Origin of the sequence: Streptomyces sp. CBMA291 (assembly GCF_014596525.1) — a bacterium.
Taxonomy (GTDB): Bacteria; Actinomycetota; Actinomycetes; order Streptomycetales; family Streptomycetaceae; genus Streptomyces.
Map to the genome: position 1 here is coordinate 1 of NZ_MSJP01000088.1, position 24,741 is coordinate 24,741.

A 24,741-nucleotide genomic window follows, 5' to 3' on the forward strand; every position below is an offset into this window, starting at 1 on the left:
CCCCCCCCCCCCCCCCCCCCCCCGCTCACGGGCGGATACACCCCCACCGGCTCAGGACCTGTCGGCTCAGGACCAGTCGCAGGCCTTGCCGTCGTTGTCGCGGTCCAGGCCCGAGCGGTAGCCGGGCTGGCCCCGGTAGATGGGACCCTTGCCGGCGGCCCGGACGGCGTCGCAGTTCTTGTAGTAGGCGAGCCCGCCGGACCCTGAGCCTGAACCCGGACCGGACCCTGAGCCCGACCCCGTACCCGTACCCGAGCCGTGGCGGTTCCGGTCGGGGGCGGGATCAGGGTCGGGGTCGGGGTGCAGTCGGGCGTACTCGCCGGTGGGGCAGGACAGGCCCGGCCGGGCCAGGGAGAGGTCCACGGAGAGGGAGGCGGGGCGTTCGACGTCGGTGCCGGACTTCGGGTCCTGGAAGCAGATCCGCCAGTCCTCGTGACGGGAGGAGAGGTCCACGTCCGTGTAGACGCTCCGGCCCCTGATCTCCGTGAGGCCGACCTCGCGCAGGGTGGCCGAGCCCTTGGCGAAGGTCATGCCGACGACGTCGGGCATCTTCGGGAAGACCACGGCGAGCCCGTCCCGCGCCGGGCAGGGGCTGCTCTTCTCGACGACGGCGAACTCGATGGAGCTGCGCCGTCCTTGTTCGGCGGTGGCCGTCTCCCCGGCGGCGGGCTCCTGGAAACAGACCTTCCAGTTGCCGTCGACGTACTGCCTCTTGTCGCCCTCCGTCGCGTCGTGCGACCGCGCCCGGAACCCGGCTTCGTACGCGGCGAGGGAGGCGGTCTCCAGGTTCTGGCCGGTGTAGTCGGCCACGGTCCGCCGCACGGTGGGGCGCGGGGTGGGGGTGGGCGGGGTGTACGGGGCGAAAGCCGTAGGAAGGGGCCTGGTCACGGGCGCGGCGTCGGCGACCACGGGCCGACCGCTCTGCGAGCCGCTGGTGCCGACGGCCACGAACCAGATCCCGGAGAGGAGCGTCGCGAGCACCTTCCGGCCGGGCGACCAGCGGGTCCGCCAGGCCAGCACCATGCCGGCGGGGGGCATGAGAAAGAGACAGAAGACGACGAACCCGGGCCGCCGCCACCAGCGGTCACCGGGGGGAGGGGAGACGGCGGAGGCGGAGGCGGTGGAGGTGGAGGCGGCCCCTGGACCTGACCGGACGTCCACGCTCGGGCCCGCGCCCCGGCCCGCGCTCGGGGCCGCACTACGGCCCGCGCCGGAGCCCGCACCCCGGCCCGCACTCCGGCCCGCACCCCGGTCCGCACTCGGGCCCGCCCCCTTGCGCAGGGAAACGCGCCCGTCGGCCCCGGGTCCCCGCCCCCGGCCCTGCCCCTTGTTCCTGCTCCCACCCTGCTCCACGGCGCGCGGACCCTTCCCCTCCCCTGACGACTTCTCAGCGCCACACAGCCTATGACCTGCGTGTTCCCCGGCCCCTGACAGGGTCGTGGGGGGCAGGGTCCGGGTAAGGCCCTGACAACCCCAGGAGGAGAGATGCCGAAGATCGGCGCGATCGTCAAGCTGTACGTACGGGAGGCCCCTGTCGGGGTCGACGGCGGAGCCCTGGTGGCCTTTCCGCACGATCCGACGCGGGCGGTGGAGTGGCTGGTGACCCCGGAGGACGAGGGATTCCGCCTCACGGCGAAGGGAACGGAGGAGAGCATCGTGGCGACGGGCACCGAGCGCGCCCCGGTCGAGGTGCGCGCCGATGCCACCGCCGCCTCGGTGTGGCGCCTCCAGCGGGTCGACGACGAGGGCGCCACGACGGTCGCCTCGACCGACGACCTCGTGGACGGTACGTACACGATCGACCGGAACGGTCTGGCGCTCGGCAGGGACCTGTTCGAGGACCGGTCCCTGCTGCCGAAGCGGATCTTCATCCGCACGGACGACCGTGACGCCCGGTGGCGGCTGGAGGTCCTCGTCTGAGGGAACCCCCGGGGGCGCCGGGTCAGTCGAGACAGAATTCGTTGCCCTCGGGATCGGCGAGGACGAGAAATCCGGCGCTCAACGGGGGCTCGGGGTCGAAGCGGCGCAGCCGGGTGGCGCCCAGCGCGACGAGCCGGGCGCACTCGGCTTCGAGCGCCGCCATCCGCTCGTCCCCGGCGAGCCCGGGGGCCACGCGGAGGTCGAGGTGGACCCGGTTCTTGGCGGCCTTGCCCTCGGGGACCCGCTGGAAGAAGACCCGGGGGCCGTCGCCGTCCGGGTCTTCGAGGGCGGAGCGGCTGTTCCACTGGTCGGCCGGCACCCCGATCCGGCCGAGGAACTCGTCCCAGGCGGCCAGCGGGTCGGCGCCCTCGGGCAGTTCGACACCGGGCGGCCCGGGGTGGACGTACCCGAGGGCGTCGCGCCAGAAGACGGAGAGGGCCCGGGGGTCGTGGGCGTCGAAGGTGACTTGGAAGGTCCGGCTCATGGGGTGGCTCCGTTCGCGGCGGGGGCGGCCTCGGGGATCGCCCTGACAGCACCCTGACAGAGGCCTGTGACAACGCGGCCCGCGTGCCACGACACAGGAGGACGACAGGGGCGGAGGCGGGGCGGGCACGCGAAGCCGTACGCCCCGGCGATGGGCGCCCGAGCGCGACGTCCGAATGACGCCAGCGGGCGCGGCGGGAGGACGGGACCCTGAGGACATGAGCACTGAGACGACCTCGACGACCGTCTACACGGCCCGCCCGATCGAGCCCGGCACCCTCGCCGAACTGCGGGTGACCGACGACGCGGGCCGCGCCTGTACGCCGTACTCCACATCCGAGGGCGGGGAGCCGCTGCGCTGCTGCCACCGCCACGCGAAGCCGGGCGACCTGATCGCGCTCGTCTCGTACGCGCCGCTGCGCCGCTGGGCGACCCGTACGGGTGCGAAGCCGGGGGCGTACGACGAGCAGGGCCCTGTCTTCATCCACACCGAGCCGTGCGAGGGGCCGAGCCCCTCGGACACCTACCCCTTCGCCCGCTCGGGGGCGCTCCGCACGGTCCGCCGCTACAACGCCGAGGGCCGGATCATCGGCGGCCGCCTCCTGGAGATCCCGCCCGCCTCCTCCGAGGGCTTCGACCAGGCCTTCGAGGAGGCCTTCGCGGACCCCGAGGTCGCCCTGGTCCATGTCAGGGCAGTCGAATACGGCTGCCTCCACTTCGAGGTCCGCCGCCCCTGACCCCACCCGGCCCCGTGTCCCGGGGATCACCCTTACGCCACCGCCCAAGCCGATGTGATGCGGCTTGGGCGGTTCCCCCACATCGACGTAATGACACCTTGTGGGTATCATTACGTCATGCTGTACGAAACACCTCGCCTCTCCAGCGCCGACCAGCACGTACTGACCGAGATCCACTCCCTGCGCGCATCCCTCCGTGACGCCGTGCAGCAAGCCCCGGCCAAGTGGACCCTCGACCTGCGCCGTCACCTGACCGCTTCGGCCATCGCCGCGTCCAACACCATCGAGGGATACGAAGTCGACGCCCTCGACGTCGCCGACCTCATGGACGACGCGCAGGAGAAAGTGGACGTCACCGAAGCGAACCGCGCGGAGACGGTCGCCTACCAGCGGGCCATGACCTATATCCAGTCACTCCACGACGCCCCCGACTTCGAGTACAGCAAGGGTCTCCTCAACGCACTGCACTGGATGCTGCAGGGCCATCACCCGCGTAAGCTCGCCGGCCAGTGGCGGCGGAAGCCGATCTTCATCACCGCCGCAGGCGACCCGCACGCCACGGAATACGAAGGCCCACACGAAGACGACGTGCCGGAATTGATGGGCGAATTGATCGACTGGCTCAATACAGGCGATCTCGACTCCGATCCACTGATTCGCGCCGCGATGGCCCATTTCAACCTCGTCAAGATCCATCCGTGGGTCGACGGCAACGGCCGTATGTCCCGCTCCCTGCAAACCCTCCTGATCGCCCGGGAAGGAGTCCTCGCCCCTGAGTTCTCCTCCATCGAGGCGTGGCTGGGCATGCCGGGCCACACCTGGGACTACTACAAGGTGCTGCGCGAGGTCGGAGGGCCCGTCTACAGTCCGATGCGAGACACCGCCCGGTGGGTGCGGTTCAATCTGCGCGCCTATCACGAGCAGACCCAGAGCGTCCGACACCGTGTGAACCGATCCAACAATTGCTGGATCCGACTGGCCGAGCAATGCGAGACGCTCGGCGTCACGGAACGCCAGATCACAGCCCTGCACGAGGTCGCCATCACCGGCCGGGTCCGCCGCTCCCGATACGAGAGGGCGGAGGGAATCAGCGAGCAGCAGGCCCAGCGCGATATGCAGCACCTGATGCGCAAGGAATTGCTGACCCCGGTCGGCAACACGAAGGGCCGCTATTACGTACCGGGCTCCCGCTATCCGCGAGATGTTCTGGCCACGGCCGCCGCCCGCCACACGATCCGGGACCCCTACGAGGGCACCGGCTGAAGCGGCAGACGAGTCGGGCTGTACGCCGGGTTCTGTCCCCCGGGACCTCGCGGTCGTCGGGGTGACGGCCATCCATCTAGGACCGGCGTTGCCACCGGCCTCCTGCGGTCTACCCGCGGACTCGGGCGAGCAGCCCTCGAACATCCGCGCAGGGACACCGGGGTGTCCCCATCTTGACCTTGCTCCGAGTGGGGTTTACCTAGCCGCCTGAGTCACCTCAGGCGCTGGTGGTCTCTTACACCACCGTTTCACCCTTACCGAGGACCGAGGTCCCCGGCGGTCTGTTTTCTGTGGCACTGTCCCGCGGGTCACCCCGGGTGGCCGTTAGCCACCACCCTGCTCTGTGGAGCCCGGACGTTCCTCGGGAAGACCCGAAGGTCTCCACGCGGCCGCCCGCCCGGCTCGTCTGCCGTGCTGGTCATGTTACCCGCCGACGGCCCCCGGCCCGTACGGGGCGCTCTCGGGGGCGCTCACGCCGGGGCGAACAGGACCTTCGCCGTGCCCGGGTCCGCCTCGGTGAGTCTGACGCGGAGCCATTCGCCGAGCGGGAGGCGGGAGCCGGTGCCGCCTCGGATGCGGGCGACGACCGCCGGGTCGTCCAGATGGACGGTGCCGATGGCCGGTTCGCGTTCCTTCACGTCGATCACGTACGCGTCGAAGACCTCGCCGACCCGGCCCCGCAGCAGGGCCGCCTCGACGATGTCGACGCTCTCCCGCTCGACGGTGTTGGCACGCCGGGCGCCCGAGGCCATCGCGTCGGGGAGGGCGGGCAGGGCGGCCCGTACCCACTCGGGCGGTTCGTCGCCCGCCACGGCGGCCACGCACAGCTCGCCCGCGTACCGGTCGACAAGCCGCCGCAGCGGCGCCGTGCAGTGCGTGTACTCGTCGGCCACGGCGGCGTGCACGGCCGGGGTCGGCACCCGCCCGTCGGTGAAGACCGTGTACCCGGCGCCGCGCAGCAGGGTGGTGCACTCCTGGAGGAAGGCGGCGTGGCGCGGGTTCTCCGGGTCGGCCGAGCGGACCACCTCGGCGTACGGCACGTGGTGCGGCCAGTCGACGCCGAGGGCCCGCGCGGAGCGGCGCAGCCGGGCCACGGCTCCGTCGGGGGCGGCGGGGAGGGTGCGCAGGATGCCGGTGCCCGCCGCCGTCATGAGGTCGGCGGCGGCCATGCCGGTGAGCAGGGAGAGCTGTGCGTTCCAGCCGTCGGCGGGCAGCGGGGCCCGGTAGGCCAGGGTGTACGTGTGGTCCCGTTCGACGATCTCCTGCTCGGGGACGCGCAGCGAGATCCCGCCCCGTTCGGCTTCGAGCGCTTCGCGCAGCCGCCCGATCTCGCGGAGCAGGGCCACGGGTTCCTCGGCCGTACCGGTGTCGATACGGCGCTGCACCTCGGCGTAGTCGAACCTGGCGCGGCTGCGGACGAGCGCGCGGCGCACGTCGGTGGCGACCCGGCGCCCCGCCGCGTCGAGGTCGATCCGCCAGAGCAGGGCGGGGCGCGGTTCGCCGGGGAGGAGGCTGGCCGCGCCCTCGGAGAGCACGGTGGGGTGGAGCGACACCCTGCCGTCCGGGAAGTAGAGGGTGAGGACGCGCCGGTGGGCCTCGGCGTCCAGGGCCGATCCCGGTGCGACGAACGCGGCGACGTCGGCGATGGCGTAGTGGACGCGGTAGCCGCCGTCGGCCCTGCGCGCCAGGTGCACCGCCTGGTCGAGATCGGTGGAGCCGGGCGGGTCCACCGTGAAGAACGGCAGGTCCGTGGCGTCGTGCGCGGGAAGCCTGGGGGCCTTCGCGGCGGCCTCCGCCTCGGCGAGGACGGCGGGCGGGAAGCCGTCGGGTATCCCCAGCTCGGCCCGGAATGCGCGCAGGGCGGCCCGCAGCGGAGCCTCGGCTGCGCCGGTCACGTGAATGTGGCGGCGGGGCATGGACCCGAGCGTAGGGGGAGGGGGGATACGGGGCATCCCGGGGAGCGGCATCCCTTAGGGGCGGGGCATCCCGGAGAGGGGCATCCCGTAGGGACGCGGCATCCAGAGAGGGGCATCCCCTGGGGCAGTGCTCCCCCGGGCCCCGGAGGGCGGGGCCACCCCGTAAGGGCGGGGCCACCCCGTAGGGGCAGGCGCATCCCGTAGGGGCCCAGAGCCTTCCCGTAAGGCCGGGTCTCCCCGTGGAAGCCGGGGCGGCCCCCTGAAGAGCCGTCCCCTGACAGGGCGACCCCGTACAGGGGGTCCTCCGTACCTCGTACGCTGGGCTTCGGGGCCGCCGCGCCTCTCCCCCACCCCGTACCGACGAAGGAGAACCACCGTGCTCGTGCTGCTGCCGCCCTCCGAGGGCAAGGCATCCTCGGGGTCCGGGGCGCCGCTCAAGCCCGAGGCGCTGTCCCTGCCGGGGCTCACGGAGGCGCGGGCGGCGGTTCTGGACGAGCTGGTCGAGCTGTGCGTGGCCGACGAGGAGAAGGCGCGCGAGGTGCTGGGGCTGAGCGAGGGGCTTCGCGGCGAGATCGCGAAGAACGCGGAGCTGCGGACGGCCGGCGCGCGGCCCGCCGGGGAGATCTACACGGGTGTCCTGTACGACGCGCTGGGGCTCGCGACCCTGGACGCGGCGGCCCGGAAGCGCGCCGGGCGGTCCCTGCTCGTGTTCTCCGGGCTGTGGGGCGCGGTGCGGGTGACCGACCGGATTCCGTCGTACCGCTGCTCGATGGGGGTGAAGCTGCCGGGGCTCGGTTCGCTGGCCGCCCACTGGCGGACGGCGATGGCGCCGGTGCTGCCCGAGGCGGCCGGTGACGGGCTCGTCCTGGACCTGCGGTCGTCGGCGTACGCCTCGGCGTGGAAGCCGAAGGGCGAGCCGGCCGCGCGGACGGCGACGGTGCGGGTGCTGCACGCGCCGACGCGGAAGGTGGTCAGCCACTTCAACAAGGCGACGAAGGGCCGGATCGTACGGAGCCTCCTTGAGGCGGGAGCGGAGCCCGCGTCGCCGGTGGAACTCGCGGGGACGCTGCGGGAGCTGGGGTACGTGGTGGAGGAGGGCGGGAAGCCGGGCGCGCTGGACGTCCTGGTGGACGAGGTCCACTGACCTCCTCGTCCGGGCCGCACCCGCCGAAGGGTTGATTGCGCAGGACGCAACGCGCATTGCGCATATCGCTGCCCCTCGGCAGGATGAGCCCCATGACAACCGTGTTCGATCTTGCCCCGGAAGCCCCCGTCGTCCCCGTGGTCGTGATCGAGGACGCCGCCGACGCCGTACCCCTCGCCCGTGCCCTGGTGGCCGGTGGGCTGCCGCTCGTCGAGGTCACCCTGCGCACTCCGGCCGCGCTCGAAGCCGTGCGGGCGATCTCCGCCGAGGTGCCGGACGCGATCGTCGGCGTGGGGACGGTCGTCTCGGCCGAGGCGGTCGCGGACGCGGTGTCCGCCGGGGCCCGCTTCCTGGTGAGCCCCGGATGGACCGGGCGGCTGCTCGGCGCCCTGCGCGAGTCGGGGCTGCCGTTCCTGCCGGGCGTGTCGACGGTCTCCGAGGTCGTCGCGCTGCTCGAACAGGGCGTGGAGACGATGAAGTTCTTCCCGGCCGAGGCGGCGGGCGGCGTCCCGTATCTGAAGTCCCTCGCGGGGCCGCTCCCCCAGGCCCGCTTCTGCCCGACGGGCGGGGTCTCCGCCGCCTCCGCCCCGAGCTATCTCGCCCTGCGGAACGTCGGCTGCGTCGGCGGTACGTGGATGCTGCCGCCCGACGCGCTCGCCGCCCGCGACTGGGCCCGCGTGGAAACCCTGGCGCGCGAGGCGGCGGCACTGCGGGGGCCTGTCGGGTGACGTGGGGCCTCAGGTCCGCCTAGGGGATCTCAGGGTGACTCAGGGCGTAGGCCCGTGTCTTCAAATGATCACGGTTGGCGGATCATGGAGGCGCGATGCGTCGCCATGAACTGCCCGGTGTCCAGTGAGAGTTCGTCCAGCCGTTGCTTCCCCATGTCGTCGCGGGGGGGGAAGCGGCTGGATGACCGAAGGATCTTGAACGGGATCGTGTGGAAGTTCCGCACCGGCACGGCCTGGCGGGATGTGCCCGAGCGCTCCGACCCGTGGGCGACGCTGCACACGCGTTTCCGCAGGTGCGCAGCGGACGGAACGTTCGACCGGATGCCGCAGGCCGCCCAGGCGAAGGCCGACGCGGCGGGGGGCATCGAGTGGCTGGTGTCGGTGGACTCCACGGTCGTCCGTGCCCACCAGCACGCGGCCGGGGCCGAAAAGGGGCTCCGCGACCCGGCCTTCGGCCGGTCCCGTGGCGGGCCGGCCGGTAACGTCCGCCTGGCCAGCGACAACAGGCTGCCGATACTGTGCGCAATCATGCCGTGCGGCTCCCGGGCGAACCGGATCCCTTCGGCGGCAACTGCCTGGGCGGCGGCCCGCGAGCGCAGCACCGCAGGTGACGGCTCCGTGTGCCGACGGGCAACGTGGCTGCCCACGTTTCTGCCCCTGCGGACCTGGCGATGGACCGGCGGAGAAATTCCCATGGTGCCTGTCCACTCACTCGTCCGCTCGAAAGGTGCTTCCGGTGTCGCACGAACGCGTACCTGGTCAGGACACTGACAGCCAGTCACTGGTCACTCGGAAGCAGGACCAGGTCGACCAGACGAAACTGCTGGCTCTCCAGCGGAGCGCGGGGAACGCCGCCGTGCTGGCCATGCTTCAGCGGGCCGGGCACCCCTACGCGGTGGCGCAGGAGCAGCACCAGCACAACGCGGACTGCGGGCACCAGCGCCCCGAGCGGCCCGCGGTGCAGCGGTCGGCCGTCCATGACGTCCTCTCCGGCAGTGGCCGTCCGCTGGACACACCCCTTCGCACGGAGATGGAGTCCCGTCTCGGCGCCGACTTCTCCGACGTCCGCGTCCACGACGACGGCGCCGCTCGCGCCTCGTCCAGCGAGATCGGCGCCCGCGCCTACACCTCGGGAAGCCACGTCGTCCTCGGAGCCAACGGTGGGGACAAGCACACGCTCGCCCACGAACTGACCCACGTGATCCAACAGCGCCGGGGCCCGGTCGCCGGAACCGACCAGGGCGACGGGCTCCAGGTCTCGGACCCGGCCGACCGCTTCGAACGGGAAGCGGAGGCCAACGCGGCCCGGGTGATGCAGGGACCGGCCCCGAAGGCGGCAGCGGCGCACGAACCCCCCGGCCCCGGGACTCCGGGGGCGGCCGCCGTCGGTCCGTCGGCACCTGCCCCGGTCCAGCGCTCGGGCGAGGACGGAGGAACTTCCCGTTCAGCGCAGCCGGACAAAGGAAAAGGGCGCCGGACGGAGCAGGACTTGAGAAGGGAGGAAAGGGAACAGGAGGAACTGGAAAGACTGCGGGAAATCCAGGACGAGTTGAACCGCGAGGATTCGAAGAAGGGGGAGGAAAAGCAGCAGGACGAGTCGAAGACGGCCCTGCTGAACAAGGCACACAACCTGGTGAAGAGCAAGGACGTCCAGAGCTACGGATCCGGCTACCTGGGACGGATCACCGACGACGTCCGCGCCCGGTTCCCCCGCTCCAAAGAGGACGAGCGCTCCTCCCAGACACTGACCCACCTCTCGCTCGCGATGTACGACGCCATGGAAGCCGCCCAGGACGCGCGAGCGGATGACGTACCGCCGGTGGACAACCGTGAAGTCCAGGGCATGCTGATCAACGGGCGCCTGTTCTTCGCCGCGAACTTCGACGAGTCCGTCGACGCGATGGAGACGGCAGACCCCGCGACGCTGCGACAGATGCTGGATCGTCAACAGGACGATCAGGAGCGCGATGCCGGTCTGGATCCTCAGACGGCCTTCGAGAACCGCGCGCGGATCGGCAGAGCCCGCGCCAAGCTGCGGGAAATCGAGAACGGGCGACGGGACGGGGAAGGTCAGGACCACACGGCGAACGCGCTACGGGAGGCCCTGGACACCCCCGTCATCATGGTCGACTCGACGGACGAGAATCTTCACACATACCTGACCGCCGACCAGTACATGGGGCAGGCCTTCCTCGTACGTGTGCGCGCCGAACAGGGAAGGTCGGGGACACCCGCCTCGCTGCACGCGGAACAGAAGCTCCTGCTGCTGCTCCACAACGCCGGGATCCACCCCCACGAGGCCGGCGGTCCGCTGCTGATCCAGGGCAGATACCGGCCCTGCGTGGGCTGTTCGGCGGCGCTGAGACACTACGGGCGGAAGTTCCCGAACCTCCAGTACAACCCCCGTCACGGGTTCTACTGGTACTCCTCGCTGCGCAACCTGTCCCAGCACCTGGAGCATGTGCTCAGAGGACCGGAATTCCTCGGCGACATCGACGAAATGACCGGCGACGCGACCGGGGGCGGCCTCATGAGCACGTCCACGGGCTCGACGACGGCGCTGCCCGACGGGCACCAGGCGGACGGCGATCCGGAGATGCGGATCGAGGCGCGGCATGCGGAGAAGCGCGGCTGGGTGACCGCCTCCGACTCCGAGGTCGACTCCGACACCGGCAGGAGCAGGAAGCGCGACCGGAAGCCGTTCAATCCGGCGGACGCCACCCGCGGAGTCGGCAAGGGCAAGGACACCGGCACCGCCAAGCGTTACGCCACGAAGAAGGACACGGAGGAACTCCTCAAGGCGGCGAAATCCCGGTCCAGGAGGACCATGCAGGAGGTCTACAGCCGATTCACCACGGAGGGTGGAGAGCTGGGCTTTCCGCTCAACCAGACGGAGATCGGCGAGGTCGTCGGAATTTCGGGTGGTCACGTCGGACGGATCATCGGTGGACTGACCGGACACGAGCGCCGCGACGAGCAGGTCCCCGAAAGTCAGAAGCGGAAGCGGAAGCTGTATTCCACCGAGTCCTCCGCTCCTGGAAGGGGCAAGAAGACACGACCGGTGAACAAGCCGCATGCCCCTCTTGAGCGAGAGGAAAGCCAGCCCCTCGTCCGGGACATGGAGGCCATGACGATCGATGAGAGGCCTTCGGCATCGACCGGGGCGGAGCCCCTGCCACGGGCTGAGACCGTCCTGACGTTGCTTCGCATGCTCCTGGGCGGCGAGGCGGGTCTCCATGCATTCATCGAAAGATCCGACGTGATCGCCCAGGAGACGACGCAAGAGGACAGGGAAACGGCTGCACGCGTCCGGAGCATATTGGACACTCACCCGGACGAAGTATTCGACGCAATACTCGTACTGCTGGAGGCGGAGGCCGGCCGGATCCACGGCGCTCCGGTCCCGTTCTACGCTGAATTGTTCCGCGAAGACTGGCGGCCGGCCCCCACGCCCGAATCCACATCCGAAGAGGAGCTGACCAGCGACGGCAGTACGGCCATGGGCGACTACGGGGGCCACTGGTCCGACGACGGTGACGACTTCGAGTACGACACCAGTTTGTGACGGGGTCCACCGGGCGCCGAGTGGGCGGCGTTCCCCGTGCGCAGCGGCGACACCGGATCGACGAGCCGGTGTCCTCCTGACTGCCTCCGAGTGCCACGAATTCGTCAACTCTCTCCCGCTGCGACGAGTACGGGAAGCGCCCGGTCAAGCGGCGGGAACCAGAGCCCTCCTCTGTTCGGAACGCGTTTCGAACGCGTTCCGAACAGAGATTGCCTTGGAGACCGGCCCCGCACAGCAGCAGACTCGTGCATCGAGTCCACTCGGGTCCCGATCCCAATGAGAGGAGGGGGATATGCGCATCCGTGGTGCTCTTGCGACCGCGGCCGTCGGTACTGCGGTCGCGCTGGGAGTTTCGGCCGTGCCGTCGTCGGCCGCGTCCCAGAGCGATGACGTCTTCTTCACCACACAGGCGACGAAGCAGTACACCTGCGCCAAGACGACCTGCCAGGTGAAGAGGAACCTCTTTTCGGGGCAGCCGCTCTCGATCTCCTGCTACTACGTCGGGCAGTCGGTCGGAGGAAACACCATCTGGTACTACACGACGACGTGGCAGTTCGAGGTCTGGGTCGACGGGTACACCCCGGGCCAGCACATCAACACCGGAGCCGACCCAAGGCCCGGCGTACCGCGCTGCTGAACAAAGCGTCCACATCGGTTTCGAATCCCGGAACCGCGATCCCCTGCGTCCGTGAGGGTCGATAGTTCGCTCCGCGGTCCACGCAGGGGCCAATCAGGGGAGGAATACATGTTCAAGCGTTCGTTGGCGGCTCTCGGAACGGCCGCCGGACTCGCGGTGGCCGCACTCGCCATCGCCCCCGCCGCGCAGGCGGCCCCGGCCGGATGTGCTTCCGGAGGACTGTGCGCCTACTACACCTCCGGCTACACCGGAAATGTTCAGACGGTGTTCCAGGACAACGCCGACCTCACCATGTACGCGAACTTCTACAACATCCAGGGAGGCTCGCTGTACAACAACGGACAGTCCTGCAGCGTCAGGGTGTACACCGGAAAGGGCGGTACGGGAGCGGGCTACGCGCTCAACCGCGGTACGGGCTGGTCGACCATCGGCTCCAACCTGCCTCATATCTCCTCCAACTACTGGTGCTGACGTCAGGAGCACCATCACTATGCGGCAGCGAACCACGGGGGTCCTGTTAGGGGTGCTGCTGGGGATTCTGGTTGCTGCCGGCTGTTCTACAGCCGGCAGCACCGCCTCGCACGAGCCCGCACCCATGCGCCCATTCGGGGGCGTGCTCACCTACACCCCGGCACAGCGCGCCGCCCTGCACGCGGCCGAGGAAAACCTTGTATCCGTGTGCATGCGCCGACGAGGCTTCGACTACGACCCCGAGGGGTTGGCAACGGGCGGCACCGATCCCGATGACCGCAGCCCCTACGGGCTGCTCACCACAAGCCAGGCACTCCAGGACGGTTACGGCATCACCAGTGCCGCGCTTCTCACGCATCGGCCGAAGGACCCGAACCGTGTCCGAAGTCGTCAGAAGGGCTGGCAGGAGGCATTGCTGGGAACTCCCGCCCACAAGGTGACCGTGTCGCTTCCGGGTGGCCAGAAGTACTTCTACAACTCCGACTCGTGCGTCAGCTCGGCCCGCGGCCATCTCTACGGGTCCGGCTACGAGCGTCTGTACAACCTGTTCCAGGTATTGGCCAACGACGTGATCAGCACGGTCAGAACCGATGCCGACTATCAGCGCGTCCAAGGACGATGGGCCGCCTGCATGGCCGGGGCAGGAGAGCGTGTCGCGGTGCTCGACGATCCGCGCGACCAGGTGGACCGTCGGCTGCGTACCGCTCTCCAGGCGCACCAAGACCTGCGCCCCGTGGCCGAGTTCGAACTCGAACTCTCCCGACGAGACGCCCGCTGCCAGCGGACGGTGCGCCTCGATGCCGCCGTCAAGGGCGCACAGCAACGTGCCGAGCGGACGAAAGACGGTACATACCATGACGACCTGAGCAGGCTGCGCGCGATGCGTGCCGAGGCCCTGCGCCGTTCGCAGAAACCCAGCTCGTCGTCGGCGACCATCGCCCGGCCCTCCGACACCCCTGCTGTCCCGTCTTCCGCAGCCCCCTCGGACCAGCCACGTAGCCCCCTGAGAACCTTCAGCGCACCTCTCGTCTGAAATCCGGGGCGGCTACGCGGGCGGGATCGGTTCGATCAGAAACTCCTGGTCGGTGGCGCCGGAACACCGGCCTTGGACGATTTCCGTGCCGCTTTCGGTTCCTTCGTCGCGCAGGCTCAGACACTGACCGGTGCTGACAGGGCGAATGCGGAAGTGGCCGGCAGCGGAAGGGCCGAAAAGGTCGAGACGGAACTGCTGGGCCCTGTTGTCGTCGGCACAGTCATTGCGCGGTTCAAGCAGGTCGTGACCCGGGCCCGCGGAGAGGACGGTGAGACAGCCGATGCTGTACTTCGGATGGTGCCACTGGATCTGCACGATGTCCTTGCCCAGCGGTTCGAGGAAGACACGGGGCAGGACAGCCTTCGTGCAGGATTGCTGGGCGGCGACCGCGGATTCGTAGCGGCCGGTGTGGTCCCTTCCTTCGGTGAGGCAGAACTGCGGTGTCCGGGCGGGGTGGATACGAGCCCAACTGCCCACAGCCAGGACGTGCAACCCGGTCACCGGCATCGCAGGCGTGCCGGCCGGTGAATCCGAGCCACTGAACAGGCTGCTCAGCCCGAGTGCACCAGCAGCTCCCAGGATCACGGCTGCGACCAGGACAGATACTCGGCGCCACTGTGGGTGCCCCACCGGATGGTGCTCGACGGGAGCGGGAACAAAGCCGTCGCTTTCACCGGCGGGTGCCTTCTTCTCGGTGGCGATGCGCTGGCGGACGCCGAGCCACCGGCGCACGTCTTCCTCGCCCAGGCCACACGCCCGGGTGTAGGCGTCGACAAACCGCTCCCGGGGTAGTGCGGCGCGACCGAGGGTGGTCGCGATCGTACTTGCGGGGAGCGTGTCCCTGTGCGCGGTCGCCTTCCCCTCAAGCTGGCGGTACGTCAATCCGGACCAGGCCCGCAACGCGCGGAGAGACACGGTGAACTCGGCTGAGGTGCGGGCCTGCTCCGGCTCAGGTGCTTCCGCTGACGGCTTGGCTAAGCCGTCCTCCATCTGGCTCATGGCCGCAGCATGGCCCACCGGCGGCGATCAGGCAACGACATGAGACGGCCAACCCGCTCCCTCCACGGGCGTGTCCGAAACACGAGAGGTGCTGTTCCAGACACGTTCGAACGAAGGCTCTCGGCGAACCGCTCGGCGCCGCCCAGGAGAGTGAGCACGGTGGTGTTGCGCGCGGGCTCCCCCGCGCCACCCCATTACCCGCCCTCGCGCCGCCCCGATACCCGCCCCCGCGGCCCCTGTCGTACGGGCTACCGCAGGTGAGAGGTGTCGTTGAGCAGGCGTACGGAGGCGTTGCCGTCCCCGTAGTAGGCCACGGCGGAGATCGAGGCGGCCGACAGCTCCATGCGGAACAGCGACTCCGGCGGGGCCCCGAGCGCCAGTCTGACCAGGGTCTTGATCGGGGTCACATGGGTGACGAGCAGGACCGTGCGGCCCGCGTGGGTGGCGGTCAGCCGGTCCCGGGTCGCGGCCACCCGGCGCGCGACGGTCGCGAAGCTCTCGCCCCCGCCGGTCGGCGCGGCCTTCGGGGAGGCCAGCCAGGCGTCCAGGTCCTCCGGGTACCGCTCGCGCACCTCGCCGAAGGTCAGTCCCTCCCACGCACCGAAGTCGGTCTCCCGCAGCCCCTGCTCGACCCGGACGTCGAGTCCGAGGCGGGCGGCGACGGCGGCGGCGGTCTGGCGGCAGCGGGTGAGCGGCGAGCTGATGATCTCCTGCACGGTGCCGCGCGCGGCGAGCGCCTGCGCGACGGCCTCGGCCTGCCGGAGCCCGGCCGCCGAAAGCTCCGGATCGGTACCGCCGCTCCCCGAGAACCGCTTCTCGGGCGTCAGCGCGGTCTCCCCGTGCCGCAGCAGTACGAAGGTGGCGGGCGCCCCCATGTCGGGGCCGCCGGACCAGCCTTGCCGGGGGGCGGGGGTCGTGACCTGGGCGGACACCGTTTCCTGTGTCTGGATCGCCGCCGGGGCGGGGGTGGCCGCCGGGGCCGAGGTCGCCGCCAGCGCCTCCGCCTCGAAGTCGCCCGAGTCCGTGAGCACCGCTTCGGCGGCGAACAGGCCGCCGTCCGCCGTCCGGTCGGGACCGGTCACCGGCCAGGCACCCGCGCCGGGGCCGGGGCCGGGGCCGGTGCCGACACCCGTACCCGTACTCGTAGCAAAGGCAGGGCTCGTACCCACGCCAAACGTGGCATCCGTGCCCCCGCCCCGTACGGAAGCGCCGCCTCGTGGCGGACCGGCCGTCAGGGCCGCTCGGGCCTTCGCCGCGCCTGCCGCCTGGTCGCCGGGCGGGCCCGACGGGGGCGGTGCGGCGGTGTTGCGGGCCGCCTGGGCGTCGCTGGAGGACGGGCTCCACTGTTCGCCGCGCTTGCCCGCGTCCATCGCCTCGTTCGCGAGGCGGTCCGCGTGCTTGTTGCGCTCGCGGGGGATCCACTCGTAGCGGACCCGGGCCGCCGGGAAGACCCGGGCCGCCTCGGCGGCGAGCGGCTTCATGTCCGGGTGCTTGATCTTCCAGCGGCCGGACATCTGCTCGACGACCAGCTTGGAGTCCATCCGGACGTGCACCTCGGCGTCCGGGAACAGTGCCCTGGCCGCCTTCAGGCCCGCGATCAGGCCCTTGTACTCGGCGACGTTGTTCGTCGCCACGCCGATGTACTCGGCCGCCTCCGCGAGCGTCTCGCCCGTGGCCGGGTCGAGGACGACGGCGCCGTAACCGGCGGGCCCGGGGTTGCCCCGCGAGCCGCCGTCCGCCTCGACCACGACACGCATTACAGGCCGGACTCCGAGGTGCGGACGAGGATGCGGCGGCAGTTCTCGCAGCGGAGGACCGTGTCCTTGGCGGCGGCGCGGACCTCGTTCACCTCGGTGATGTTCAGCTCGATGTGGCAGCCCTCGCACTTGCGCTGGTAGAGCCGGGCCGCGCCGACGCCGCCCTGCTGCTCGCGCAGCTTCTCGTACAGCTTGAGGAGGTCGGCCGGGACGGCCTCCGCGACGACGGCGCGCTCCTTGGTGACGGTGGCGACCTCGGCGTCGAGGTCGGTCTGGGCGGTGTCGCGGCGGGCGGTGGCGTCGTCCACCTTGGCCTGGACGGCGGAGACCCGGTCGGTCAGCTCGGCGAGGCGCTCCTGCGTGGACTCGCGGCGCTCCATGACCTCCAGGACGATCTCCTCCAGGTCGCCCTGGCGCTTGGCGAGGGAGACGATCTCGCGCTGGAGGTTCTCCAGGTCCTTCGGGGAGGAGACGGCGCCGGAGTCCAGGCGCTGCTGGTCGCGGGCGGCGCGCTGGCGGACCTGGTCGACGTCCTGTTCGGCCTTGGTCTGCTCACGGCCGCAGTCGCTCTCCTCGGTCTGCGCGGCGACGAGCAGGTCGCGCAGCTGGGTGAGGTCCTTGTTCAGCGACTCGATCTCGGCGTGCTCGGGCAGCGAGCGGCGCTTGTGGGCGAGCTGCTGGAGGCGTACGTCCAGGCCCTGGACGTCGAGAAGGCGGATCTGGTCGGCGGGCGCGGCGTTCAGTTGGGGGCTCCAGGAGAGGTGTGGTGGGAGGACCAGGGGTCGGTGACCGTCTTCGAGACGTGGACGCGCAGGTCCCAGCCGTGACGGTCGGAGATCGCGTCGAGCTGGGCGGCGGCCTGCTCGCACCAGGGCCACTCGGTGGCCCAGTGCGCGGCGTCGACCAGGCCCAGCGGAGAGTGCTGGGTGGCTTCGGAGACGGGGTGGTGGCGCAGGTCGGCGGTGAGGAAGGCGTCCACGCCCGCGGCCCGTACGGCGTCGAAGAGGCTGTCGCCCGAGCCGCCGCTGACGGCGACCCGGCGCACGGTCATGGCGGGGTCGCCCGCGACCCGGATGCCCTGCGCGGTGGCGGGCAGCCGCTTGGCGGCGCGGGCGGCGAACTCGGCGAGGGTCTCGGGGTGGTCGAGCTCGCAGATCCGGCCGAGGTTGTTCTCCGGCACGAGGGGGCCGGTGACCCGGAGGTCGAGGGCGCCCGCGAGGGCGTCGGAGACGCCGGGGTCCGCGGTGTCGGCGTTGGTGTGGGCGACGTGCAGGGCGATGTCGTGCTTGATCAGGGTGTGCACGACCCGGCCCTTGAAGTGGTCGGCCGCGACCGTGGTCGTCCCGCGCAGATAGAGCGGGTGGTGGGTGACGACGAGGTCGGCGCCGAGGGCGATGGCCTCGTCGGCGATCTCCTGGACGGGGTCGACGGCGAAGAGGACACGGCCGATCCGGGCGTCGGGTTCACCGCAGACGGTCCCGACGGCGTCCCACGACTCGGCCCGCTCGGGGGGCCAGAGGGCGTCGAGCGCGGCGATGACTTCAGACAGACGGGGCACGAGGAAAGGCTACCTGCCCTCGATGCCCCGCCGTCCGGGCGTACCCTGCGCGCCGCCCTTCCGGGGGGTGCGGGCGGCGTCCCGGCGTACCCGGCTCGCCGCCCCTCCGGAAGGTACGGGCGTGCCCCCGCGCCTGCTTCTCCACGGGGTCCACGCGCGCCCGCGCGTACCGCCTGCGTGCGGGACGGTACGGGCGAGGCGGGCGGGGCGGTGCGGGCGAGGCAGTGCGGGCGGCCTCCACGCGAGGCCGACGCGGGCCGCCTCTTCGCAAGGCCCGCGCGGGGTTACTTCTTCACGAGGTCCGCGCGCAGGTCGTCGAGGACGCTGTTCGCGGCGGTGACGCCGAGGCCGAGGTACCAGGTCTCGTCCGGTACGTCCTTGGCCTGGCCCGCCTTGACGGCCTTGAGGTTCTTCCAGAGCGGATTGGCCTGGGCGGTGTCCTTCTTGGTGGCCTTGGCCTCGCCGTACACGCCGGTGAAGATCCAGTCGGCGTCGGCCTCGTCGATCTTCTCGGGACTGATCTCGGCCGCCAGCTCGTCGATCTGCTGGTTCTTCGGCCGGGGCAGGCCGGTGTCCTCCAGGATGGTGCCGATGAAGGAGGCCTTGGCGTAGAGGCGGATCTTGCCGGGGAGGTAGCGGACCATGGAGATGGTCGGCTTGTTCGGGCCGATGTCCGTGCCGAGCTGCCGGGCCTTGGTCTCGTAGGCGGCGAGCTTGGTCTTCGCCTCGGCGGTCTTGTCGAGCGCGGCGGCGTTGAGCAGGTAGTTCTCCTTCCAGGTGAAGCCCGGACGGATGGAGAACACGGTCGGCGCGATCTTCGACAGTTCGTCGTACTTGTCGGCGGCGCGCAGCTGGCTGCCGAGGATCAGATCGGGCTGGAGGTTGGCGATGGCCTCCAGGTTCAGGTTGTTGATGGTGCCGACGGACTTCGGGGCGCCCGCGTCCTTGGCGAGGTAGCCGGGGATGCCCTCGTCGCCTTCGGAGGGGGCGTAGCCGACGGGCTGGACGCCGAGGGAGACGACGTTGTCGAGTTCGCCGACGTCGAGGACGACGACCCGCTTGGGCGCGGCCTTGATCTCGGTCTTGCCGAGGGCGTGGGTGAGGGTGCGCGGGAACTGTCCGGCAGGGGCGTCGGTGCCCAGGGCGGCGGTCTTCGCGGCGGCGTCGCCGAAGTCCTTGCCTCCGGTGGCGACGTCCTTCTTCTTCGCCGTGTCGGGCTTCTCGGCGGCGCCGTCGCCCCCGTCGCCTCCTCCGCAGGCCGCGAGGGAGAGCGCGGCTGCGAGGGCGACGACGGTGGCGGTGCCTCGGCGGCGGAGGGACATGAGGGGGCTCCTGTACGGGTCCTGGCGGAAGGGGACGCGACCGGGCGGCAGTCGGCGGGCCCGCCGACCGGTGGATCAGGGGTCGGCCAAGGACGGAACCGCAGACTCCGCTTAGGTTCGCCTTACCTTACTAGCCCTCGGGTACTCCAGCACAAGTGCCCCTTTCTGCCCGGTTGAACCGCCGTACGTCCACCCGTATGTGTGAAGTCCACCCTCACGTGTTGTTCGGCTGGAAGTGCGAAAACTAGCTTCGTCGCCGGAGGTGACGAGTCGATGACAGCGGGTGCCATCGAGACCACGGCCGAGAGCGGCCATCGCCACGGGGCCCGAGCCCCGGGCGCGGGCCGGGCTGGCGGGGCGGGCGGAGCAGGCGGAGCAGGCGGGTTCACGATCACGGCGAACGGCGCGTACGCGGCGCGGCTCGCGGGCGACGGCGAGGCCCTGTACGCGGAGCGGTGGACGCTCGACGGGCCGGAGCCGTACGCCGTGCCGCTGCCCCTGACGCAGCCGGAGGAGCCCGGCACCCCGCTGGTGCCGCTCGCCGACGGACGGGTCCTGGTGGCCCGTCGGGTGGACGGGCGGCGGAACGCGTTCTCGCTGCTCTATCCGACCGGCCCCACCACCGGTGAGCTGCGGCTCGGCTCGGTCGACACGCCCGGCTCCGAGCGGCTCGTCCTGCTGCCGCCCTCGACCGACGGCAGCCGCGCGTACGCCATGTGCGTCGGCCCGGTGACGACGACGCTGTGGCAGGTCGCGGGCGGCACCCGGGGTCCCGAACGGGTGGCGGAGATCCGGGGCCACTGCTCGGGCGGGGTCTGGCTCGACCGCTCGGGGCGGATACTGGCGCTCGACCGGCGGCTCGACGACGGCCCGGTGAAAGCGGTCACGGTCGATCTGGGACGCGATGGCGAGGTCACGCCACTGCTCCAGATCGCCGAGGAGAGCGACGACCGGCTCCTCCTCGCGGACCCGGACAGCGGGCTGCTCCTGCTCGGCTCCGACGCGCCGTCGCCGGGCCGCGAACGCCTGGGCTGGGGAGTGCTCGGCAGCCTGCTTCCGGTGCGCTTCCCCGACTGCCTGCGGCTCGACGACGCGACAGTGACGCCGTTCGCCGTGCAGCCGGGGCAGGTCCTGATGCCGGAGAGCTGCGCGGTGGCGCTGCGGATCGACGCGGGCGGCGGAAGCTGGGTGGGCACCTGGCGGCCCGACTCCCGCCATCTCGGCCAGCTGGCCGCGCCCTCGGGCTGGCTGGCGGGCGCGGGGCTCTGGACGGCGGGACGCGTGCTGCGACTGCCGTACGCCACGCCCGGGGCGCCCTGCGGATTGGCGGACCTGGAGGCGCCCCCGGAGACGGCGCCCGAGACGGACCCGCCGCCCGCCGGCACCCCGGCGGCCAGGGCCGAGGCCGGACCGGACGGGTTGGTTCCCGGCCAGCGGGAGGCCTACCGGCCGGTACCGCTCCAGCAAGCACCGCTCACGGACGGCAGGCCCGCTGGCTAGAATCTCGGGCTGCACAGCACGACCGATGTCAACGGGGTGAGTTCGACCATGTCGGAAAACAGCACGGACGGGCAGGAGCCGAACGGCTCCGGCAAGCACCGGGGCGACGCCGCGCCCACGGAGGACTCCGCGTCCTCCCCGCACGGCCGTCACCGCCGCGAACCCGAGTCGCAGACCCGCTGAGGCGATACGCGACGACGGGGGCCGGGCGAGCGGTACCGGGAGCCTGGCGAGCGGTACGGGGTCGCCCGGTGAGCGATTCGGGAGCCCGGTAAGCGGTACGGGTGCCCGGTAAGTGGTACGGCGGAGGGCCCTGGGGGTGACCCCGGGGCCCTTCGTCATGCCCGTACACCGGCCGTCCCGCCGGTTTCCGGTCCTCTTCCGATCTTTTCCAGCCCTTCCGGACGGCCCCTCCCGGAGCCTGCGGAGGTCTGCTTCAGTGCCTTCCCCAAGGCCCCGTTCCGGCCGCCCCGGTGAGGTCTCGGTCCCGCCTCTCAGCCCTTCTTCAGGCCGAGCACCTCCGTCGCCGCGAAGGTCTCGCCCGGGGGACGGGCCGCGTAGTGCGGGGTCAGCAGGGCGTCCAGTTCCCCGTAGGTGAACGCCTCCCCCGCCGTGTCGAATTTGGCCGATACGCGCGGCCGGTCGACGACCGCGACCATGCCGCCGTGCACGACGAGCACCTGTCCGTTGACCCCGGCGGCGGAAGGCGAGGCCAGATAGCCGACCAACGGGGCCACATGGTCCGGTGACAGCGGGTCCATCTCCCCCGCGTCCGGCTCGCCGAAACCGGCGAAGACGTCCTCGGTCATCCGGGTCCTCGCCCGGGGGCAGATCGCGTTGACGGTCACCCCGTACCGGGCGAGCGCCGAAGCCGACGAGGTGGTCAGGCCGACGATGCCGCCCTTGGCCGCCGCGTAGTTGGGCTGGCCCGCCGAACCGGCGAGAAAGGCCTCCGACGAGGTGTTGACGATCCGGCCGTAGACGCCGCTCTCCCCCGCCTTGGCCCGGCCCCGCCAGTGCGCTGCGGCGAAGTGGGTGGTGTTGAAGTGGCCCTTGAGGTGGACGCGTACCACCGTGTCCCACTCGTCCTCGGTCATCGAGAAGACCATCCGGTCCCGCAGGATGCCCGCGTTGTTGACGAGGACGTCCAGGCGTCCGAACTCGGTGACGGCCAGGTCGACCAGGGCCCGCGCGGTCTCGAAGTCGGCGATGTCGCCGAGGTGCGCGACCGCCCGGCCGCCCGCCCCCCGGATCTCCGCCGCGACCTCCTCGGCGGGCGCGGCGGAGGCGGCGCCCGAGCCGTCGCGGCCGGGCTGCCCGTAGTCGTTGACGACGACGGAGGCGCCGAGCCGGGCCAGTTCCAGGGCCTCGGCGCGGCCGAGCCCCCGGCCCGCGCCGGTGACGATCGCGGCGAGTCCCGCCAGCGGAAGCGCGCTCATCCCGGCCCCCTCAGATCTCGACGCAGGTACGGAGCGCGGCGCCGGTCCGCATCTGCTCCAGGGCCTCGTTGACGCCCGAGAGCGGGACGCGGTGGGTGATGAGCGACTCCAGGTCGATCCGGCCGGCCCGCCAGAGCGCGATGGTCCGCTCGTACGACCGGAGCACGTCCCCGCCGCCGTACATGGAGGGCAGGATGCGCTTCTCGTCGAAGAACAGCTCGAACATGCTGAGCTTCAGGTGGTCGTCGAGGGCTCCGGCGCCGACGACGCAGAGGGTGCCGCCGCGCCGGGTGGTCTCGTAGGCGGTGCGGGCGGTGGCGGACTTGCCGACGACCTCGAAGACGTAGTCGAAGCCCTCGCCGCCGGTGATCCGCTGCTTGGCGTCGGCGAGCGCCTCGGGGGCGACCGCCTCGCTCGCGCCGAAGCGGAGCGCGGCCTCGCGGCGGGACTCGACGGGGTCGACGGCGACGATCCGGGCCGCGCCCTGGAGCCTGGCGCCCTGGACGGCGGAGATGCCGACGCCGCCGCAGCCGATCACGGCGACCGAGGAACCGGCCTCCACCTTGGCGGTGTTGAGGGCGGCGCCGAGACCGGTGGTGACGCCGCAGCCGATGAGGGCGGCGATGTCGAAGGGCACGTCGTCGGGGATGGGGACCGCGCAGCCCGCGTCGACGACGACCTCCTCGGCGAAGGTGCCGGTCCCGGCGAAGCCGAAGACGTCGCCGCCGGGGCGCCGGAAGTTGGGGGTGCCCGCGTTCATGAACCCGGCCAGGCACAGCTGGCTCTGGCCCCGCTTGCAGGAGGGACAGGCGCCGCAGGCGGGCAGCCAGCAGACGAGGACCCGGTCGCCGGGGGCGAGTCCGGTGACGCCGTCGCCGACCTCCAGGATCTCGCCCGCGCCCTCGTGGCCGGGGACGAAGGGGGCGGGCTGCGGGAGGACCCCGCTCATGGCGGAGACGTCGGAGTGGCACAGTCCGGTGGCCCGGACCCGGATCCGGACCTTGCCGGGGCCGAAGCCCACCGCCTCGACGTCGTCGAGGACTTCCAGTTTGTCCTGGCCGATCTCGTGCAGTACGGCTGCGCGCATGGCGCGGCTCCCCTCGGTCGAGGTGGTGGGCGGGCGGGGCTGCGCGGGTCAGACGTGTTCGACGACGGTGTCCGCGAGGACGGGGGCGTCGTCCCGTTCCACGGCGGTGACGGTGGCCTGGACGCGCCCCTCGTCGGCCCACATGCGGATGCGCAGGGTCTCGCCGGGGAAGACGATCCCGGCGAAGCGGGTGCGGTACGCGCGGACCCGGGCGACGTCGCCGCCGAGGAGGGTGTCCACGACCGCCTTCAGGGTCATCCCGTAGGAGCAGAGCCCGTGCAGGATGGGCCGGTCGAAACCGGCGAGCTTGGCGAAATCGGGGTCGGCGTGGAGCGGGTTCCAGTCGCCGGAGAGCCGGTAGAGCAGGGCCTGTTCCTCGCGGATCGGACGCTCGACGGTGGCGTCGGGGGCACGGTCGGGGACCGCGAGGCGCTCGGAGGGGCCCCGGTCGCCGCCCCAGCCGCCCTCGCCCCTGACGAAGATCTGGGCGTCGCTGGTCCACAGCGGCCCTTCGGCGTCGGCGACCTCGGAGCGCAGGACGAGGACGGCGGCCTTGCCCTTGTCGTGGACGGCGGCCACGCGCGCGGTGGAGACGGCGCGCCCGGCGACGGGGACCGGGCGGTGAAGGGTGATCGACTGGCCGCCGTGCAGGACGGCGGTGAGGTCGATGTCGATGCCGGGGGCGGCGAGTCCGCCGACGACGCCCATGCCCGCGCCCGCGACGGTGGCGAAGCTGGGCAGGACGTGGAGGCGGGATTCCAGGGTGTAGCGGAGTTCCTCGGGGTCGGTGGCCGGGGCTCCGGCTCCCAGGCCCAGGTGGTAGAGCTGGACGTCCTTGTGGTCCCAGGTGATCTCGGTGTCCCGGGGTTCCGCGGCGACGGCCTTTGCGGGGTCGATGGGCATCGGGCTGCTGCTCCTCGTGGCGGTGAAGACCCCGGCGCGGCCGTCCGCACCGTCGGCCGCACCGAGGCCGTGCGGGAACCGTCCCGTACGCGCCCGTTCTAGAACGCGTTCTAGGTCGGTGGACCCCATGTATAGCCCAGGGGGCGGGGGGTTGGGAACCCTCGCGGAACCCGCAAGCTGACGACATGTCAGGCGTACGTGCTACCCAGGGCGGTCGCAGCGAACGGGGCCGGGCCGGGCCTCCCGTCTCGCCGGTCCTGCCCGTCGGTCCTGCTCGTC

The 24,741-nt window shown here is 71.5% G+C and carries 23 protein-coding genes and 1 other RNA gene; 12 read left to right on the forward strand and 12 right to left on the reverse strand.

Features of this window, described 5'->3' with window-relative positions; translation table 11 throughout:
- Positions 1–66: 66 nt before the first annotated feature.
- A complete protein-coding gene (locus BU197_RS30630) occupies positions 67–1,038 on the reverse strand; it encodes an excalibur calcium-binding domain-containing protein (protein WP_223183868.1) in 972 nt (323 codons plus the stop codon).
- A gap of 447 nt (positions 1,039–1,485) precedes the next feature.
- Between BU197_RS30630 and BU197_RS21185 the strand changes: the two genes are divergently transcribed.
- On the forward strand, positions 1,486–1,920 hold the full coding sequence (locus tag BU197_RS21185; RefSeq protein ID WP_188269880.1) for a hypothetical protein: 435 nt from the start codon (positions 1,486–1,488) through the stop codon (positions 1,918–1,920).
- 22 nt (positions 1,921–1,942) lie between these two features.
- Here BU197_RS21185 and BU197_RS21190 read toward each other — a convergent pair whose 3' ends face one another.
- Positions 1,943–2,404 carry a VOC family protein gene (locus tag BU197_RS21190; protein WP_188269881.1) on the reverse strand — a complete coding sequence of 154 codons (462 nt, stop codon included), beginning with the start codon at positions 2,402–2,404 and terminating at the stop codon, positions 1,943–1,945.
- A gap of 217 nt (positions 2,405–2,621) precedes the next feature.
- Here BU197_RS21190 and BU197_RS21195 point away from each other — a divergent pair, with 217 nt between their 5' ends.
- Complete coding sequence (locus BU197_RS21195; RefSeq protein ID WP_188269882.1) at positions 2,622–3,140, forward strand: DUF1203 domain-containing protein; 519 nt, start codon at positions 2,622–2,624, stop codon at positions 3,138–3,140.
- 117 nt (positions 3,141–3,257) lie between these two features.
- Entirely contained in the window at positions 3,258–4,403 is a 1,146-nt protein-coding gene (locus tag BU197_RS21200) for a Fic family protein (RefSeq protein WP_188269883.1), read from the forward strand.
- A 5-nt stretch (positions 4,404–4,408) separates the two neighbouring features.
- On the opposite strand, the gene rnpB is transcribed toward BU197_RS21200, so the two are convergent.
- Both rnpB and BU197_RS21210 read right to left on the reverse strand, forming a co-directional pair.
- Positions 4,409–4,808: RNase P RNA component class A (rnpB, locus tag BU197_RS21205), an RNA gene on the reverse strand.
- A gap of 65 nt (positions 4,809–4,873) precedes the next feature.
- On the reverse strand, positions 4,874–6,319 hold the full coding sequence (locus BU197_RS21210; RefSeq protein WP_188269884.1) for an RNB domain-containing ribonuclease: 1,446 nt from the start codon (positions 6,317–6,319) through the stop codon (positions 4,874–4,876).
- A 376-nt stretch (positions 6,320–6,695) separates the two neighbouring features.
- Here BU197_RS21210 and yaaA point away from each other — a divergent pair, with 376 nt between their 5' ends.
- The 7 genes from yaaA to BU197_RS21245 all read left to right on the forward strand — a co-directional run bounded on the left by yaaA (position 6,696) and on the right by BU197_RS21245 (position 13,897).
- On the forward strand, positions 6,696–7,463 hold the full coding sequence (yaaA, locus tag BU197_RS21215) for a peroxide stress protein YaaA (RefSeq protein ID WP_188269885.1): 768 nt from the start codon (positions 6,696–6,698) through the stop codon (positions 7,461–7,463).
- 92 nt (positions 7,464–7,555) lie between these two features.
- A complete protein-coding gene (gene eda / locus BU197_RS21220) occupies positions 7,556–8,191 on the forward strand; it encodes a bifunctional 4-hydroxy-2-oxoglutarate aldolase/2-dehydro-3-deoxy-phosphogluconate aldolase (RefSeq protein ID WP_188269886.1) in 636 nt (211 codons plus the stop codon).
- Positions 8,192–8,344: 153 nt separating this feature from the next.
- The gene (locus tag BU197_RS31520; RefSeq protein WP_223183873.1) at positions 8,345–8,962 is read left to right on the forward strand and encodes a transposase; all 618 of its coding nucleotides are present in this window, start codon (positions 8,345–8,347) and stop codon (positions 8,960–8,962) included.
- Complete coding sequence (locus BU197_RS21230) at positions 8,928–11,756, forward strand: DUF4157 domain-containing protein (protein ID WP_411158511.1); 2,829 nt, start codon at positions 8,928–8,930, stop codon at positions 11,754–11,756. Before BU197_RS31520 ends, BU197_RS21230 begins: the two co-directional genes overlap by 35 nt.
- A 358-nt stretch (positions 11,757–12,114) precedes the next feature.
- The gene (locus BU197_RS21235; RefSeq protein ID WP_188269888.1) at positions 12,115–12,393 is read left to right on the forward strand and encodes a hypothetical protein; all 279 of its coding nucleotides are present in this window, start codon (positions 12,115–12,117) and stop codon (positions 12,391–12,393) included.
- Between the two features lie 108 nt (positions 12,394–12,501).
- Complete coding sequence (locus BU197_RS21240; protein ID WP_188269889.1) at positions 12,502–12,864, forward strand: peptidase inhibitor family I36 protein; 363 nt, start codon at positions 12,502–12,504, stop codon at positions 12,862–12,864.
- 142 nt (positions 12,865–13,006) lie between these two features.
- Positions 13,007–13,897, forward strand: coding sequence for a hypothetical protein (locus BU197_RS21245; RefSeq protein WP_188269890.1), 891 nt, complete (start codon positions 13,007–13,009; stop codon positions 13,895–13,897).
- Between the two features lie 12 nt (positions 13,898–13,909).
- Here the strand turns inward: BU197_RS21245 and BU197_RS21250 are convergent, their stop codons facing one another.
- The 5 genes from BU197_RS21250 to BU197_RS21270 all read right to left on the reverse strand — a co-directional run bounded on the left by BU197_RS21250 (position 13,910) and on the right by BU197_RS21270 (position 19,533).
- The gene (locus BU197_RS21250) at positions 13,910–14,896 is read right to left on the reverse strand and encodes an XRE family transcriptional regulator (RefSeq protein WP_188269891.1); all 987 of its coding nucleotides are present in this window, start codon (positions 14,894–14,896) and stop codon (positions 13,910–13,912) included.
- Between the two features lie 248 nt (positions 14,897–15,144).
- Positions 15,145–16,653 carry a bifunctional RNase H/acid phosphatase gene (locus BU197_RS21255; RefSeq protein ID WP_188269892.1) on the reverse strand — a complete coding sequence of 503 codons (1,509 nt, stop codon included), beginning with the start codon at positions 16,651–16,653 and terminating at the stop codon, positions 15,145–15,147.
- Positions 16,653–17,396, reverse strand: coding sequence for a zinc ribbon domain-containing protein (locus BU197_RS21260; RefSeq protein WP_188269908.1), 744 nt, complete (start codon positions 17,394–17,396; stop codon positions 16,653–16,655). The genes BU197_RS21255 and BU197_RS21260 overlap by 1 nt, the downstream gene beginning before the upstream one ends.
- Positions 17,393–18,211 carry a Nif3-like dinuclear metal center hexameric protein gene (locus BU197_RS21265; RefSeq protein ID WP_188269893.1) on the reverse strand — a complete coding sequence of 273 codons (819 nt, stop codon included), beginning with the start codon at positions 18,209–18,211 and terminating at the stop codon, positions 17,393–17,395. Before BU197_RS21265 ends, BU197_RS21260 begins: the two co-directional genes overlap by 4 nt.
- Before the next feature lie 284 nt (positions 18,212–18,495).
- Positions 18,496–19,533 carry an ABC transporter substrate-binding protein gene (locus tag BU197_RS21270; RefSeq protein WP_188269894.1) on the reverse strand — a complete coding sequence of 346 codons (1,038 nt, stop codon included), beginning with the start codon at positions 19,531–19,533 and terminating at the stop codon, positions 18,496–18,498.
- A 273-nt stretch (positions 19,534–19,806) separates the two neighbouring features.
- Between BU197_RS21270 and BU197_RS21275 the strand changes: the two genes are divergently transcribed.
- Together BU197_RS21275 and BU197_RS31075 are read left to right on the forward strand one after the other, a co-directional pair.
- Positions 19,807–21,033: a hypothetical protein gene (locus BU197_RS21275; RefSeq protein WP_188269895.1), complete on the forward strand. Its 1,227-nt coding sequence runs from the start codon at positions 19,807–19,809 to the stop codon at positions 21,031–21,033.
- A gap of 48 nt (positions 21,034–21,081) precedes the next feature.
- Entirely contained in the window at positions 21,082–21,216 is a 135-nt protein-coding gene (locus BU197_RS31075; protein ID WP_262928265.1) for a hypothetical protein, read from the forward strand.
- A 311-nt stretch (positions 21,217–21,527) separates the two neighbouring features.
- Here BU197_RS31075 and BU197_RS21280 read toward each other — a convergent pair whose 3' ends face one another.
- From BU197_RS21280 to BU197_RS21290, 3 genes are read right to left on the reverse strand one after another with little or no spacing between them, the layout of a single operon-like run.
- A complete protein-coding gene (locus BU197_RS21280) occupies positions 21,528–22,472 on the reverse strand; it encodes a 3-oxoacyl-ACP reductase (RefSeq protein ID WP_188269896.1) in 945 nt (314 codons plus the stop codon).
- Between the two features lie 10 nt (positions 22,473–22,482).
- Complete coding sequence (locus tag BU197_RS21285) at positions 22,483–23,559, reverse strand: Zn-dependent alcohol dehydrogenase (protein ID WP_188269897.1); 1,077 nt, start codon at positions 23,557–23,559, stop codon at positions 22,483–22,485.
- A gap of 48 nt (positions 23,560–23,607) precedes the next feature.
- Entirely contained in the window at positions 23,608–24,462 is an 855-nt protein-coding gene (locus tag BU197_RS21290; RefSeq protein WP_188269898.1) for a MaoC/PaaZ C-terminal domain-containing protein, read from the reverse strand.
- Positions 24,463–24,741: the final 279 nt, after the last annotated feature.